The following is a 15322-nucleotide window of genomic DNA, read 5'->3' as shown; positions in this document are numbered from 1 at the left end:
CTCCTTAGTTCTTTCTGAGTTTGCCGAGCAGCTGCTGCGCCACCATCGCCACTTGCCGCGAGCCGTGCGGCACGAGGAAGATGACGAGGAACAGCAGCACGCCGAACACCGCGCCGGACAGGCCCTTCGAAATGCTTTCGGCGATATTGGGGACGAAGATGATGAAGGCGGCGCCGACGAACGAGCCGGGCAGCCAGCCGACGCCGCCGACCACCATGCCGAGGAACAGCGATATCGCGAGCACGATCGTGTAGCTGTCGGGCGCCACGAACTGCACCGCGATGGCGCCGAGACCGCCGGCGACGCCGGTGATGCCGGCGCTGACGCCGAACGCCAGCGTCTTGTAGGTCGCGACGTCGATGCCCATGGCGGAGGCCGCGATCTCGTTGTCGCGGATCGCCATGAAGGCGCGGCCGGAGCGCGAGCGCAGCAAGTTGACCGAGAACACGTAGATCGCGATCGTGATCGCCAGCGTGAAGTAATACAGCCACATGTCCTGCGACATCGGCAGGCCGAACGGCGCGTCCGGCTTGGTGACGACGAGGCCCTGCACGCCGCCGGTCCATTCCTCGAAGAAGCCGAGCTTGAGGATCTGCGGCATGGCGGTGGCGAGCGCGAACGTGGCGAGCGCGAGATAGACGCCTGACAGCCGCAGCGCCGGCTGGCCGAACAGGAAGCCGAAGCCGAAGCAGATGACGCCGGCGACCGGCAGGGTCAGCGCGTAGTTGACGTTGTACTGCTCCATCAGGATCGCCGAAGTATAGGCGCCGACGGCATAAAACGCGCTGTTGCCCAGCGAGAACTGGCCGGAGCCGCCGGTCAGGATGTTCAGCGCCAGCACGGCCAGCCCGTAGATCAGCAGCATCGTCATCTGGAAGATGATGAAGTTCTTGACGAACAGCGGCACCACCAGGAGCAGCAGCACGATCACGAAGGTCGTACCGGAGCTCAAGGTCATGGCCCGCTTCGGAACGGCCTCGACCGCGGGCGCCTGGGATGTGATGTCCTCGATTGCGCTCATGATCAGACTCGCTTCACGATGCTGCGGCCGAACAGGCCGGCGGGCTTGATGACCAGGACGGAGATGATGAGGGCCAGCGCGATCGGCAGCTTCATCTCGTTGCCGACATGCGGGATGTAGGTTCCGGCGAGATTCTCGAAGATGCCGACCAGGAAGCCGCCGAGCACCGCGCCGAACGGGCTGGTGAGGCCGCCGAGCACGGCCGCGGCGAACCCGTAGATCAGGACGCCGCCCATCATGTTGGGCTCGAGGAAGACCACCGGCGCGATCAGCATGCCGGCGATCGAGCCGATCGCCGCCGCCATGCCCCAGCCGAGCGCGATCATCCAGGACGTGTTGATGCCGACCAGCCGCGCCGATTCCGGCACCGCTGCCGCCGCGCGCATCGCAAGCCCGACCCTGGTGTACTGGAAGAAGAAGTACAGGCCGATCAGCAGCAGCAAGGTGATGCCGATCATGCCGGCCTGATGCGTCGAGATCAGCTGGCTGCCCAGGAACGGCGACGATCCGAACGGTGTCGGATACTGCTTGATGGTGAAGTCCCAGGTCAGTCCGGCAAACGAGTTGATGATCGAGTACAGCGCGATGAAGCCCGCGACCTGGGTCAGGATCGGCGCCTTGGTGAGCGGCTTGAACAGCACGCGCTCGATCGCGATGCCGCCGGCAAAGGAGAAGGCCAGCGTCACCACGAAGGCAACCCAGTAGGGCAGGCCCCATTGCATCAGCTGCCAGGAGATGAAGGTCGAAAACATCGCCATCTCGCCTTGCGCGAAGTTGAGATGGTCGATCGCCTGGTAGATCATCACGACCGCGAGCGCCATGCAGGCGTAGATCGCACCCGTCGCAATGCCGGCCAGGACCTGGTTGGTGAACAGCTCCATTGTCCCGCCTCCGTTAGTAGCCCAGATAGGATTTGCGGACGTTCTCGTCGTTCGCGATGTCCGAGGCGACACCCGACATGACGATGCGGCCGGTCTCGATCACATAGGCCTGGTCGGCGAGCTCCAGCGCGAGCTGCGCGTTCTGCTCGACGACGAGGATCGATACCTTTTCCTCGCGGTTGATCTTGCCGAGGATGCCGAAGAGGTCGCGGACCACCAGCGGCGCGAGGCCGAACGACGGCTCGTCGAGCAGCATCAACCTGGGACGCAGCATCAACGCCCGCGCCACCGCCAGCATCTGCTGCTCGCCGCCGGACAGGGTGCCGGCCTGCTGGGTGTGGCGCTCCTTCAGCTTCGGGAAGTAGGAATACATCCGCTCGATGTCGGCAACGATGCCGGCCTTGTCGCTGCGGGTGATGGCGCCGAGCTGCAGGTTTTCTTCCACCGTCATGTTGGTGAAGGTGCCGCGGCCCTGCGGCACATGGGCAATGCCGAAGCGCACGATGCTCTCGGTCGACTTGTTGTTGAGCGGCTTGCCCTCGAACTCGATCGCGCCGGTCGAGCGCACCATGTTGCAGATCGCGCGCAGGGTGGTGGTCTTGCCTGCGCCATTGGCGCCGAGCAGGGTCGTCAGCGAGCCTTCGTTGAGGGAGAAGGAGAGGCCGTGCAGGGCCTGGACCTGGCCGTAATAGGCGCGCAGGTCCTTGACGTTGAGCAGCGGCGTCATTGATCCTTGCTCCCGAGATAGGCCTTGATGACGTCGGGATCGGCCTGCACCTGGGCGGGCGTGCCCTCGGCGAGCTTGCGGCCGAAATTCAGCGCCACGACGTGGTCGGCGATCGACATCACCAGTCCCATGTGATGCTCGACCAGCAGCACGGTCACCTTGCGGTCGTCGCGGATGCGCCGGATCAGATCGCCCAGCACATGGACCTCCTCGTGATTGAGGCCGCCGGCGGGCTCGTCGAGCAGCAGGATCTTCGGGTCGGCGGCGAGCGCGCGCGCCAGCTCGACGCGCTTCTGGGTGCCGAACGGCAGCCCGGACACGGTCTTGTGCGCGACCTCCTCGAGGTCGAGATAGGCGAGAATCTCGTGAACCTTGGTGTTGACGGAATTCTCGCTGCGCCGGACCCAGGCCAGACGCAACGAATCCGAGATGATGTCGCTGGAGGTGCGCGCGTGGGTGCCGACGCGGACGTTGTCGAGCACGGAGAGATTGGGAAACAGCGCGACGTTCTGGAAGGTGCGGCCGATGCCGATCTCGGCGATGCGGTGCGGCGGTCGCTTCAGGATGCTGCGGCCTTCCATCAGGATGTCGCCGGAGCTCGGTTGATAGAGGCGGCTGAGGCAGTTGAACAGGGTGGTCTTGCCGGCGCCGTTCGGGCCGATGAGGCCGAGGATCTGGCCCTGGCGCATGTCGAACGAGACGCCGTTCAGCGCCACGATGCCGCCGAACACGACGCTGACGTCGCGGACGGCGAGCAGCGGATCGTTGGTCTGGGCGAGTTGTGCCTGCGTCATCTCGTCTCGCCCCTCCCGAATTCGTTCAGGTCAGGACGCGGCGCCAGCCGACCGCGATGATGCAGGCTATCTGATACCCTCGGCAACACGGGCAACTTTTCCTCCTGGCTTCGGCTTCTTATTGAGTTCTTTGTTTGATGGGCTGCTTGTTTGATTAGTTGACAGCGCGAGGCCGCCGAGCGCCGCTTCGATGTTCCTTACCATCGCGACGAGACGAGGTCCAATGTCGGTCCGCAAACGCTCTTCCGTGAAGCGGAATGCCGGTGCTCCGCAATTCACGGCGTAGGGACCGGTTCCGTCGTTCAGCCTCAACGCGACGCCGACCGCATGAACGTCGTCCTGCCATTCGCCGGCCGAGATCGTGAAGCCATATTTCGCGACGGTCTCGCCGGCGCGTTCGATGCCGTCGCGGATCTTCGGCCAACGGCTGCCATAATGCTCGCGCATCTCCCGCATCAACGCGGCGCGGTCCTCGTCCGGCAGCGCCCAGATGTAGGCGCGGCCCATTGCTGTCGTTGCAATCGGAATGCGCGATCCGACGTCGAGTTGAACGTTGACGACGCCGTGACGGCTCTGGCCGAAATAGATCATGCTGAGCCGGTCGCGGCCGCCGATCGCGACCGCGCCGCCGGTCTCGCGCATCAGCTGCTCGCGGAATGGCTCGGAAAGATGGCGGATGCCGAGGTTGGCGAGCGCGGCATAGCCCAGCGCCAGCGCCGATGGCGCCAACTGGTATTTCTCGAAGCGCGGCACTGGGGTGAGATAGCCGAGCTTGGTGAGCGTGTAAGTCAGGCGCGAGACCGTGGCCTTCGGCAGGTTGGTGCGCGCGGCGATTTCCTGATTGCCCAGCAGGCCGTCATTCGGCCGGAATGCCCGCAGCACGTCCAGGCCGCGCGCCAGCGCGACGACGAAGCTCCGATCGGTCGCTGGTTTCTTCCCTGGGCGTTTCATGTCATCGGCTGTTGATTGATGAGCCTCGTTGACAACGCTCGTGCTTCAAAATAACCCTGGATGTCAAGATGTGGAATTAGATTTCGCACTGCGGAATTGACGTTCAGCAGCGGGTAGACGCAAGCAAGGCTGATACTCTGCGCAAATGAAAAGCCAAGAATTGGCCGGCACGTTAACCGGCCGCAAAGAAACGACATCCCAAGGAGCTTACGCGTGAGCGAAGTGGCAAAGCTTGATCGTCATGACATCATCGGCATCGTCACCATCGACAGTCCGCCCGTCAATGCGCTGAGTGCCGCAGTGCGCGGCGGCATCCTGGACAACGTCAAGGAGGCGATCGCCGATCCCGCGATCAAGGCGATCGTGCTCACCTGCGGCGGGCGCACGTTCATCGCCGGCGCCGATATCACCGAATTCGGCAAGCCGCCGAAGCCGCCGGCGCTCAACGACGTCTTGAGCACGATCGAGAACAGCCCCAAGCCGGTGATTGCCGCCATTCATGGAACGGCCCTGGGCGGTGGTCTCGAAGTGGCGCTCGCCTGTCATTATCGTGTCGCCACCAAGGAGGCGAAGCTCGGCCTGCCCGAGGTGAAGCTCGGCCTGCTGCCGGGCGCGGGCGGCACCCAGCGCCTGCCGCGCGCCGTAGGCCCCGAGCTCGCGGTCAAGATGATCGTTGGCGGTGATCCGATCGGCGCAGCGGAAGCGCTGAAGGCGGGCCTGATCGAGGAGATCGTCGAGGGGCTGGCATCGGGCGGCGAGGCCTTCGCGCGCAAGGTGGTGGCGGAGAACCGTCCGCTGCGCAAGTTGCGTGACGACGATTCCAAGCTGGCGGCCGCCAAGGCCGATCGCTCGATCTTCACCAGTGCGGTGGCGGCGATCACCAAGAAGTCGCGCGGCCTCGAGGCGCCGTTCGCGGCCGCCGACGCGGTCGGCTACGCGATCGACCTGCCGTTCGACGAGGGCCTGAAGAAGGAGCGCGAAGGCTTCCTCAAGCTCCTCACCAGCGATCAGTCCAAGGCGCAGCGCTACGCCTTCTTCGCTGAGCGCGAGGCGGCCAAGATCGCCGGCGTGCCCGAGGGCACCAAGGGTCGCAAGGTCGAGCGCGTCGCCATCATCGGGGCCGGCACCATGGGCGGCGGCATCGCGATGTCGTTCGCCAATGCCGGCATCCCGGTCACGCTGATCGAGACCGCCGAGGAGCAGCTCAAGCGCGGCATGGGCATCATGCAGAAGAACTGGGAGGCGACCGCCGCGCGGGGCGGCATCCCGGCCGATGCGCCGGCCAAGCGCATGGCGCTGATCGATGGCAAGGTCGGACTCGAGAACGTCAAGGATGCCGATCTCGTGATCGAGGCGGTGTTCGAGACCATGGCCGTCAAGAAGGAAGTGTTCGGCAAGCTCGATCAATACGCCAAGCCCGGCGCCGTGCTGGCCTCGAACACCTCGTATCTGAACATCGACGCCATCGCCGCAGAGACCAGCCGCCCGCAGGACGTGCTCGGCATGCATTTCTTCTCGCCGGCTAACGTCATGAAGCTGTGCGAAATCGTGCGTGCGGAGAAGACGGCGCCGGATGCGCTCGTCACCGCGGTGTCGATCGCGCGCAAGATCGCAAAGGTGCCGGCCGTGGTCGGCGTCTGCGACGGCTTCGTCGGCAACCGCATGCTGGCGCAGCGCGGCAAGCAGGCCGAGAAGCTGTTGTTCGAAGGCGCGCTGCCGCAGCAGGTCGACGCCGTCGTCACCAAGTTCGGCATGCCGATGGGCCCGTTCGCGATGGGCGATCTCGCCGGCCTCGACATCGGCTGGCGCTCGCGCAAGGACCGCGGCATCAAGAGCGAGATCGCGGACGCGCTGTGCGAGGCCGGCCGCTTCGGCCAGAAGACCGGCAAGGGCTATTACAAGTACGAAGCCGGCTCGCGTGCGCCGCTGCCGGATCCCGATGTCGAGAAGCTGATCGACGAGACGCTCGCCAAGCTCGGCCTCAGGCGGCGCGCGGTCAGCGACGAGGAGATCCTCGAGCGCATGATGTATCCGATGATCAACGAAGGCGCGAAGATTCTCGCCGAGGGCATCGCCGCGCGGCCGTCGGATATCGATGTCGTCTGGCTCTATGGTTATGGCTGGCCGATCTATCGCGGCGGTCCGATGTACTGGGCCGACAGCGTCGGTCTGAAGCACATCGCCGAGCGGCTGGCCTACTACGCCAAGGAGACCAACGATCCGTCGCTGGAGCCGGCGCCGCTTTTGAAGAAGCTCGCCGACGAAGGCAAGACCTTCGCGTCGCTGGCACAGGGGAAGGCCGCTTGAGGCTTCGCTCTAGCTCCGTGCTCAACTGCGCCCCCCTCCCCCTTGCGGGGAGGGGTTGGGGGTGGGGGTCCACAACGGCAGTCTCGCCTGGGGCCACCCCCCTCCCTGGCCCTCCCCCACAAGGGGGGAGGGAACGGAGAGAGCGGGGCCGCCTTACGGCAAGAAATACAGAGTCCTCATGACCCATCCCGGCGAACAGTTCTATCCCGAAGGCGTCCGCTGGGACGCGCCGATCGCGCGCGGCACCTTGCCGGACCTGTTGGCGCAGGCGGTGAGCGAGTTCGGCGAGCGCGATGCGCTCGAATTCCGCGATCGGCCGGTCACATTCAAGCAGCTCGAAGCGCTTGCCAACCAGGCCGCCGCGGCCTTCCTGCGTGCGGGCTTTGGCAAGGGCGCCTCGATCGCGCTGTTCCTCGGCAACACGCCAGATCATCCGATCAACTTCTTCGGCGCGCTCAAGGCCGGTGCCCGCGTGGTGCACCTGTCGCCGCTCGATGGCGAGATCGCGCTGTCGCACAAGCTCAGCGATTCCGGCGCGCGCATCCTGGTGACGTCGAACCTCAGCGCGCTGCTGCCGACGGCGTTGAAGTTCCTGGAGAAGGGCCTGCTCGATCGCCTGATCGTCTGCGAGGACGACCATTGGGGCAAGGTCGGCACGCCGCAAACGCCGTTGCCGGATAGTCCCGCCGTGATCACCCACCGCGCCTTCGTCGATGGCGCCGTCGCGCCAGCCGCGTGGCCGGCCATCTCGCCCGACGACATCGCCCTGCTGCAATATACCGGCGGCACCACCGGCCTGCCCAAGGGCGCGATGCTGACGCATGGCAATCTCACCTCGGCGGTGTCGATCGCGGAGATCTGGGGTCGCGCGACGCGCGCGAACGGCAATGGTTCCGACCGGGTGATCTGCGTCTTGCCGCTGTTCCACATCTATGCGCTGACGGTGGTGCTGCTGACCTCGCTGCGCCTCGGCAGCCTGATCTCGCTGCACCAGCGCTTCGACTTGGAAGCCGTGATGCGCGACATCGAGGTCAAGCGCGCGACCTATTTTCCCGGCGTGCCGACGATGTGGATCGCGATCGCCAACCTGCCGGATCTCGACACGCGCGACCTGTCGTCGCTGACCAGCGTCGGCTCCGGTGGCGCGCCGCTGCCAGTCGAGGTCGCGCGCATCCTGGAGCGCCGCGTCGGCATGAAGCTGAAGAGCGGCTGGGGCATGACCGAGACCTGCTCGCCCGGCACCGCCCATCCCAAGGGTGGGCCGGACAAGCCCGGCTCGATCGGGATCACGCTGCCCGGCATCGAGATGGACGTCGTGTCGCTCGAGGATCCCTCAAAGGTGCTTGGCGTGAACGAGGTCGGCGAGATCCGGATCAAGGGGCCAAACGTCACCAAGGGCTATTGGAACCGGCCGGAGGAAACGGCGCAGTCGTTCGTCGGCGATCATTTCCTGACTGGCGACATCGGCTATGTCGACGCCGACGGTTTCTACTTCCTGGTCGACCGCAAGAAGGACATGATCATCTCCGGCGGCTTCAACGTCTATCCGCAGATGATCGAGCAGGCGATCTACACCCATCCGGCGGTGCAGGAGGTCATCGTGATCGGTATTCCCGACGCCTATCGCGGCGAGGCCGCCAAGGCCTTCATCAAGCTGCGCGACGGCGCAGCACCGTTCCCGGTCGAGGATCTCCGCGCCTTCCTCACCGGCAAGCTCGGCAAGCACGAGCTGCCCGCGGCGCTCGAGTTCGTCGACGAGCTGCCGCGCACGCCGGTCGGCAAGCTGTCGCGCCACGAATTGCGCCAGCAGCAATCACCCACGTCTCACAGCAAACATCCGTAACAACAACAGGAGGTCCGCCCATGACCGATGCCGTCATCGTTTCCACCGCCCGCACGCCAATCGGCAAGGCCTATCGCGGCGCGCTCAACGCCACCGGCGGCGCGACGCTGCTCGGCCACGCCATCGGCGAGGCCGTCAAGCGCGCCAAGGTCGATCCGGCCGAGATCGAAGACGTCGTGATGGGCGCGGCCCTGCAGCAGGGCTCGACCGGCGGCAACATCGCGCGCAAGGCGCTGCTGCGCGCCGGCCTGCCGGTGTCGGTTGGCGGTACCACGATCGACCGCCAATGCGCCTCCGGCCTGCAGGCGATCGCGCTGGCTGCGCGCTCGGTGATCTTCGACGGTGTCGAGATCGCAGTCGGCGGCGGCGGCGAGTCGATCTCGCTGGTCCAGAACGACAAGATGAACGCCTTCCAGGCCACCGATCCGGCGCTGCTCGAGATCAAGGGCGACGTCTACATGCCGATGATCGACACCGCCGAGATCGTCGCCAAGCGCTACGGCATCTCGCGCGAGCGGCAGGACGAATATGCGCTGGAGAGCCAGCGCCGCACCGCGGCCGCGCAGCAGGGCGGCAAGTTCAACGACGAACTGGCGCCGATCACCACCAAGATGGCGGTGACCGACAAGGCCACCGGCAACATCTCGTTCAAGGACGTGACCTTCTCGCAGGACGAAGGCCCGCGTCCGGAGACGACCGCCGAAGGTCTCGCCGGCCTCAAGGCCGTGCGCGGCGACGGCTTCTCGATCACCGCCGGCAATGCCAGCCAGCTCTCCGACGGCGCCTCGGCCTGCGTGATCATGAGCGACGCCAACGCGGCCAGGCGCGGCCTGCAGCCGCTCGGCATCTTCCGCGGCTTCGTTGCGCATGGCTGCGAGCCCGACGAGATGGGCATCGGCCCGGTGTTCGCGGTGCCGCGGCTGCTCAAGCGCCATGGTCTCACGGTCGACGACATCGGCCTGTGGGAGCTCAACGAGGCGTTCGCGGTGCAGGTCCTCTATTGCCGCGACAAGCTCGGCATCGACCCGGACAAGATCAACGTCAATGGCGGCGCCATCGCGGTCGGCCATCCCTACGGCATGTCGGGCGCGCGCCTGACCGGCCATGCGCTGATCGAAGGCCGCCGCCGCAAGGCGAAGTACGCCGTCGTCACCATGTGCGTCGGCGGCGGCATGGGCGCCGCCGGCCTGTTCGAGGTGCTGCAGTAACTTGATTGTCGTCCCGCGCGAATCTCGCGCGGGATTTTAACAGGTGTCGTCCCGGGCAAGCTTGCGAGCGCGCGAGCGCTCGCAAGTGCAGACCCGGGACCCATACCGCGTGTTCTAACTTGGGGCATTCCGTCAGAGGCCCGTGCCCCCAAACGTGAGCCGGTGGATATGGGTCCCTGCGTTCGCAGGGACGACAGTGGAGCAAGACGCGCCAACCGAATACCGAATTGAATAGTCAGGGAGGATCCGATGGATCTTGCATTCACGAAGGAAGAGCAGGCGTTCCGCGAGGAAGTGCGGCAGTTCTTCAGGGACAATGTGCCGCCGGAGACGCGGCGGAAGATGATCGAAGGCCGCCATCTGTCGAAGGACGAGATGGTGACCTGGTGGCGCATCCTCAACAAGAAGGGTTGGGGTGTCTCGCACTGGCCGGAGGAATATGGCGGCACCGGTTGGACCTCGGTGCAGCACTACATCTTCAACGAGGAGCTGCAGGCCTATCCGGCGCCGCAGCCGCTCGCCTTCGGCGTCAGCATGGTCGGTCCCGTCATCTACACCTTCGGCAACGAGGAGCAGAAGAGGAAGTATCTGCCGCGCATCGCCAATGTCGACGACTGGTGGTGCCAGGGCTTCTCCGAGCCGGGCTCGGGCTCCGACCTCGCCTCGCTGAAGACCAAGGCGGAGCGCCGCGGCGACAAGTGGATCATCAACGGCCAGAAGACTTGGACCACCTTGGCTCAGCACGCCGACATGATCTTCTGCCTGTGCCGTACGGATCCCGCGGCGAAGAAGCAGATGGGCATCTCCTTCATCGTCTTCAGCATGAAGTCGAAGGGCGTGACGGTGCGTCCGATCCAGACCATCGACGGCGGCCACGAGGTCAACGAGGTGTTCTTCGACGACGTCGAGGTGCCCATCGAGAACCTGATCGGCGAGGAGAACAAGGGCTGGGACTACGCCAAGTTCCTGCTCGGCAACGAGCGCACGGGGATTGCCCGCGTCGGCGTCTCCAAGGAACGCATCCGCCGCATCAAGGAGCTCGCCGGCAAGATCGAATCCGGCGGCCGTCCGGTGCTGGAGGATCCGTCGTTCCGCGAGAAGCTCACGGCCTGCGAGGTCGAGCTGAAGGCGCTGGAACTGACGCAGCTGCGCGTCGTCGCCGACGAAGGCAAGCACGGCAAGGGCAAGCCCAATCCGGCCTCCTCGGTGCTGAAGATCAAGGGCTCCGAGATCCAGCAGACCACGACCGAGCTGTTGATGGAGGTGATCGGCCCGTTTGCCGCGCCGTATGACGTGCACGGCGACGACGACAGCAACGAGACCATGGATTGGACCGCCCAGATCGCGCCGAGCTACTTCAACAACCGCAAGGTCTCGATCTACGGCGGCTCCAACGAGATCCAGCGCAACATCATCGCCAAGGCGGTGCTGGGGCTCTGACATGTGAGCCGCAGCGCCTCGACGACGCACGCTGTCATGGCCGGGCTTGACCCGGCCATCCACGCCGCCCGCACAACGGCACGACGTGGATGCCCGCGACAAGCGCGGGCATGACGGAGAATGGGGATACTGGAGAGTCAACCAATGGATTTTGATCTCACCGAGGAGCAACGCCTCCTCAAGGACAGCATCGACGGCCTGCTGGCGGATGCCTATGATTTCGACAAGCGCAAGAAGTACATGAGCGAGAAGGGCGGCTGGAGCCATGCGATGTGGTCCAAGCTCGCCGAGCAGGGCCTGCTCGGGCTGCCGTTCTCCGAGGACGATGGCGGCTTCGGCGCCGGCGGCGTCGAGACCATGATCGTGATGGAGGCGATGGGCCGCGCGCTGGTGCTCGAGCCGTATCTGGCGACCGTGGTGCTCGCTGGCGGCTTCCTGCGTCATGGCGGCTCGGCCGCGCAGAAGGCGGCGCATCTGCCGGGAATCATCGACGGCAGCAAGACGTTTGCCTTCGCCCAGCTCGAGAAGCAGTCGCGCTACGACCTGTTCGATGTCGCCGCCTCAGCGAAGAAGAAGGGCGACGGCTATGTCATCGACGGCGAAAAGTTCGTCGTCCTCAACGGCGAGAACGCCGACACCCTGATCGTCACTGCGCGCACCTCGGGCGGCCAGCGCGACAAGTCCGGCATCGGCGTCTTCATCGTGCCGGCGGATGCGAAGGGCGTCACCCGCAAGGGCTATCCGACCCAGGACGGCCTGCATGCCGCCGACATCACCTTCACCGGCGTCGAGGTCGGCGCTGACAGCGTGATCGGCGATCCCGCGGGCGGCCTGCCGCTGATCGAGCGCGTCGTCGACGAAGCCCGCATCGCGCTGTGCGCCGAGGCGGTCGGCCTGATGGACGAGTCGCTCAAGACCACGGTCGAGTACATCAAGACGCGCAAGCAGTTCGGCGTCGCGATCGGCTCGTTCCAGTCGCTGCAGCACCGCGCCTCCGACATGTTCGTCGCGCTGGAGCAGGCCCGCTCGATGTCAATGTTCGCCACCATGGCCGCCGAGTTCGACGACGCCAAGGAGCGCGCCACATCGATTGCCGCAGCCAAGGTCCAGATCGGCAAATCGGCCAAGTTCGTCGGCCAGCAGTCGATCCAGCTCCATGGCGGCATCGGCATGACCATGGAGGCCAAGATCGGCCACTACTTCAAGCGGCTGTCGATGATCGAAACGACGTTCGGCGACACCGACTACCACATGCGCCGCGTCAGCGAGGCCGGCGGGTTGATCTAAGCGAATGCGTCGTTGCCGGGCTTGGCCCGGCAACCCATCGCTCTCTGAGATGGATGCGCGGGCCTTCGCCGCGCCGAAGGGGCTTCGGCCCCGCAGGCGGGTCAAGCCCGCGCATGACGGATTTGAGAGAGCTACGTTGCCGGCGTCGACTGGCTCCGGAGCAATTTGATCGTCGAGCCGTCATTGCGAGCGGAGCGAAGCAATCCAGGGCGTCACGCGCAACTCTGGATTGCTTCGTCGCTTCACTCCTCGCAATGACGCGGAGGAAGCAGATATGACCCCCAATCCCTTCGACCTCTCCGGACAGGTCGCCGTCGTCACCGGCTCCAGCCGCGGCATCGGCCGCGCCTCGGCGGAGCTGCTCGCGCAGCTCGGCGCCAAGGTGGTGATCTCCAGCCGCAAGCTTGACGCCTGCGAGGAGGTCGCGAGCGGCATCCGCGCCAACGGCGGCGACGCCCATGTCATCCCCTGCAACATCTCGCGTCGCGCCGAAGTCGACGCGCTGATCGACGGCGCTGTGAAGCGCTACGGCCAGGTCGACATCCTCGTCTGCAATGCGGCGGTGAACCCGTATTACGGTCCGCTGCTCGACATATCAGACGAGGCCTTCGACAAGATCATGGCCTCCAACGTGAAGAGCAATCTCTGGCTCTGCGCCAAGGCGATCCCGCCGATGGCCGCGCGCGGCAAGGGTTCGGTCATCATCGTCTCCTCGATCGGCGGCCTGCGCGGCTCGACCGTGATCGGCGCCTACGGCATCTCCAAGGCCGCCGATTTTTCGCTGTGCCGCAGCCTCGCCGGCGAATGGGGTCCGCAGGGCGTCCGCATCAATTGCGTCGCGCCGGGCCTGGTCAAGACCGACTTCGCCCGCGCGCTGTGGGAGGACGAGGCCCGCCTGAAACAGCGCTGCGCCACCACGCCGCTCCGCCGCATCGGTGAGCCGCACGAGATCGCCGGCGCGGTCGCCTACCTCGCTTCGGATGCGTCGACCTTCATGACCGGCCAGACCATCGTCGTCGACGGCGGCGTGACCACGGCGGCGGTGTAGCGGGCTCCTACCTAACCGAGCAGCAGCGATCGATTTCCTCACCCTCCCCTGGAGGGGGAGGGTCGCCTCGCGACGAGCGAAGCGAGACGTGAGGCGGGGTGGGGTGATCTCTTCACAAGCACCAGCTCACAAGCACCAGCGTCCGTGGCTTCACCCCACCCCGCTCGCCCGCTGCGCGGTCGATCGACCCTCCCCCTCCAGGGGAGGGTGGACAGGGCACGTGCTGCTCGACCTTGACCTCGCCCGCCTGATCCGCTTGCTTGTCGGCCCAACGTCGTCAACCTCCCGGGAAGAAACCCCATGTCCTTCGTGCTGGCCATCGATCAGGGCACCACGTCCTCGCGCGCGATCGTGTTCCGCTCCGACATCTCGATCGCCGCGGTGGCGCAGCAGGAATTCCCACAGCATTTCCCGGCGTCGGGCTGGGTCGAGCACGAGCCGGAGGACATCTGGACCTCGACCGTGATGACCTGCCGCGACGCGCTGACGAAGGCGGGCCTGGCCGCGAAGGACATCGCCGCGATCGGCATCACCAACCAGCGCGAGACCACCGTGGTGTGGGACCGCGCCACCGGCCAGGCGGTGCACCGCGCCATCGTCTGGCAGGACCGCCGCACCGCCGACATCTGCGCGCGGCTCAAGGCGGACGGCCATGAGCCGGATGTCAGCGCCAAAACCGGCCTGATCATCGATCCCTATTTCTCCGGCACCAAGGTCGCCTGGATTCTCGACCACGTGCCGGGCGCGCGCGAGCGGGCCGACCGCGGCGAGCTGATGTTCGGCACCGTCGACTGCTACCTGCTGTGGCGCCTGACCGGCGGCAAGGTCCACGCCACCGACGCCACCAACGCCTCGCGCACGCTGCTGTTCAACATCCACACCGGGCAGTGGGACGAGACGCTGTTGAAGCTGCTGCGCGTGCCGCGCTCGATGCTGCCCGAGGTGAAGGACTCCTCCGCCGATTTCGGCACCACCACGCCCGACCTGTTCGGCGGCCCGATCAAGGTCGCGGGCATCGCCGGCGACCAGCAGGCCGCGACCATTGGACAAGCCTGCTTCACGCCGGGCATGATGAAGTCGACCTACGGCACCGGCTGCTTCGCGCTGCTCAACACCGGCGCCACGCCGGTGAAATCGAACAACAAGCTGCTGACGACCATCGCCTATCAGCTCGACGGCGTCAGGACCTATGCGCTCGAAGGCTCGATCTTCGTCGCCGGCTCCGCCGTGCAATGGCTGCGCGACGGGCTCGGCATCATCAAGCATGCCGCGGAAACCGGCCCGCTCGCCGACAAGTCCGACTCGATGCAGTCGGTCTATCTGGTGCCGGCCTTCGTCGGCCTCGGCGCACCCTATTGGAATCCGCGCGTGCGCGGCGCGCTGTTCGGCCTCACCCGCAACACCGGGCCGGCCGAACTCGCGCATGCGACGCTGGAAAGCGTCTGCTACCAGACCTACGATCTGTGGGCGGCGATGCGCGCCGACTGGCCCGATGCGTCCGCGGCCACGATCGTGCTGCGCGTCGATGGCGGCATGACCGCCTCGGACTGGACCATGCAGCGTCTCGCCGACCTGCTCGACGCACCGGTCGACCGTCCCATGATCCAGGAGACCACCGCGCTCGGCGCCGCCTATCTCGCCGGCCTGAATGCGGGCGTCTATCCGGAGCCGGAGAAGTTCGCCGACAATTGGCGGCTCGAGCACCGCTTCCGGCCGGCGATGAGCGCGGCGACCCGGCAGCGCAAGCTCGCCGGCTGGGCGCGCGCCGTGAAGGGCGTGCTGGCGAGCGACGAGGGCGAGTAGGGCGCTCACGTC

At 66.0% G+C, this 15322-nt stretch carries 12 protein-coding genes; 7 read left to right on the top strand and 5 right to left on the bottom strand.

The window, feature by feature from the left end; genetic code table 11:
* Positions 1–4: 4 nt before the first annotated feature.
* The 5 genes from QX121_RS26465 to QX121_RS26445 all read right to left on the bottom strand — a co-directional run bounded on the left by QX121_RS26465 (position 5) and on the right by QX121_RS26445 (position 4374).
* Complete coding sequence (locus QX121_RS26465) at positions 5–1021, bottom strand: branched-chain amino acid ABC transporter permease (protein ID WP_315813428.1); 1017 nt, start codon at positions 1019–1021, stop codon at positions 5–7.
* Positions 1022–1023: 2 nt separating this feature from the next.
* Entirely contained in the window at positions 1024–1902 is an 879-nt protein-coding gene (locus tag QX121_RS26460; RefSeq protein ID WP_315753504.1) for a branched-chain amino acid ABC transporter permease, read from the bottom strand.
* A gap of 13 nt (positions 1903–1915) precedes the next feature.
* Entirely contained in the window at positions 1916–2629 is a 714-nt protein-coding gene (locus QX121_RS26455) for an ABC transporter ATP-binding protein (RefSeq protein WP_315753502.1), read from the bottom strand.
* Complete coding sequence (locus QX121_RS26450) at positions 2626–3423, bottom strand: ABC transporter ATP-binding protein (protein ID WP_315734696.1); 798 nt, start codon at positions 3421–3423, stop codon at positions 2626–2628. The genes QX121_RS26455 and QX121_RS26450 overlap by 4 nt, the downstream gene beginning before the upstream one ends.
* Before the next feature lie 66 nt (positions 3424–3489).
* On the bottom strand, positions 3490–4374 hold the full coding sequence (locus QX121_RS26445; RefSeq protein WP_315734694.1) for an IclR family transcriptional regulator: 885 nt from the start codon (positions 4372–4374) through the stop codon (positions 3490–3492).
* A gap of 213 nt (positions 4375–4587) precedes the next feature.
* Here QX121_RS26445 and QX121_RS26440 point away from each other — a divergent pair, with 213 nt between their 5' ends.
* From QX121_RS26440 to glpK, 7 genes are all read left to right on the top strand, one after another.
* A complete protein-coding gene (locus QX121_RS26440; RefSeq protein ID WP_315813427.1) occupies positions 4588–6681 on the top strand; it encodes a 3-hydroxyacyl-CoA dehydrogenase NAD-binding domain-containing protein in 2094 nt (697 codons plus the stop codon).
* 178 nt (positions 6682–6859) lie between these two features.
* A complete protein-coding gene (pimA, locus tag QX121_RS26435; RefSeq protein ID WP_315813426.1) occupies positions 6860–8524 on the top strand; it encodes a dicarboxylate--CoA ligase PimA in 1665 nt (554 codons plus the stop codon).
* A 20-nt stretch (positions 8525–8544) separates the two neighbouring features.
* Positions 8545–9732 carry an acetyl-CoA C-acyltransferase gene (locus QX121_RS26430; RefSeq protein WP_315813425.1) on the top strand — a complete coding sequence of 396 codons (1188 nt, stop codon included), beginning with the start codon at positions 8545–8547 and terminating at the stop codon, positions 9730–9732.
* A gap of 249 nt (positions 9733–9981) precedes the next feature.
* Positions 9982–11172, top strand: coding sequence for a pimeloyl-CoA dehydrogenase large subunit (pimC, locus tag QX121_RS26425; RefSeq protein WP_315813424.1), 1191 nt, complete (start codon positions 9982–9984; stop codon positions 11170–11172).
* Positions 11173–11316: 144 nt separating this feature from the next.
* Entirely contained in the window at positions 11317–12459 is a 1143-nt protein-coding gene (gene pimD, locus QX121_RS26420; RefSeq protein WP_315813423.1) for a pimeloyl-CoA dehydrogenase small subunit, read from the top strand.
* 274 nt (positions 12460–12733) lie between these two features.
* Complete coding sequence (locus tag QX121_RS26415) at positions 12734–13507, top strand: glucose 1-dehydrogenase (RefSeq protein WP_315813422.1); 774 nt, start codon at positions 12734–12736, stop codon at positions 13505–13507.
* 300 nt (positions 13508–13807) lie between these two features.
* Positions 13808–15310, top strand: coding sequence for a glycerol kinase GlpK (gene glpK, locus QX121_RS26410; protein WP_315797085.1), 1503 nt, complete (start codon positions 13808–13810; stop codon positions 15308–15310).
* The last annotated feature ends 12 nt before the right edge of the window (positions 15311–15322 follow it).

Source organism: Bradyrhizobium sp. SZCCHNR2028, from assembly GCF_032380995.1.
Taxonomy (GTDB): Bacteria; Pseudomonadota; Alphaproteobacteria; order Rhizobiales; family Xanthobacteraceae; genus Bradyrhizobium.
This window is presented reverse-complemented; position numbering and strand designations above follow the sequence as displayed.

Excerpts from the sequence above, each read along its gene's own strand:
- QX121_RS26465 (WP_315813428.1), bottom strand. The coding sequence starts at position 1,021 with ATGAGCGCAATCGAGGACATCACATCCCAGGCGCCCGCGGTCGAGGCC.
- QX121_RS26460 (WP_315753504.1), bottom strand. The coding sequence starts at position 1,902 with ATGGAGCTGTTCACCAACCAGGTCCTGGCCGGCATTGCGACGGGTGCG.
- QX121_RS26455 (WP_315753502.1), bottom strand. The coding sequence starts at position 2,629 with ATGACGCCGCTGCTCAACGTCAAGGACCTGCGCGCCTATTACGGCCAG.
- QX121_RS26450 (WP_315734696.1), bottom strand. The coding sequence starts at position 3,423 with ATGACGCAGGCACAACTCGCCCAGACCAACGATCCGCTGCTCGCCGTC.
- QX121_RS26445 (WP_315734694.1), bottom strand. The coding sequence starts at position 4,374 with ATGAAACGCCCAGGGAAGAAACCAGCGACCGATCGGAGCTTCGTCGTC.
- pimA (WP_315813426.1), top strand. The coding sequence starts at position 6,860 with ATGACCCATCCCGGCGAACAGTTCTATCCCGAAGGCGTCCGCTGGGAC.
- QX121_RS26430 (WP_315813425.1), top strand. The coding sequence starts at position 8,545 with ATGACCGATGCCGTCATCGTTTCCACCGCCCGCACGCCAATCGGCAAG.
- pimC (WP_315813424.1), top strand. The coding sequence starts at position 9,982 with ATGGATCTTGCATTCACGAAGGAAGAGCAGGCGTTCCGCGAGGAAGTG.
- pimD (WP_315813423.1), top strand. The coding sequence starts at position 11,317 with ATGGATTTTGATCTCACCGAGGAGCAACGCCTCCTCAAGGACAGCATC.
- QX121_RS26415 (WP_315813422.1), top strand. The coding sequence starts at position 12,734 with ATGACCCCCAATCCCTTCGACCTCTCCGGACAGGTCGCCGTCGTCACC.
- glpK (WP_315797085.1), top strand. The coding sequence starts at position 13,808 with ATGTCCTTCGTGCTGGCCATCGATCAGGGCACCACGTCCTCGCGCGCG.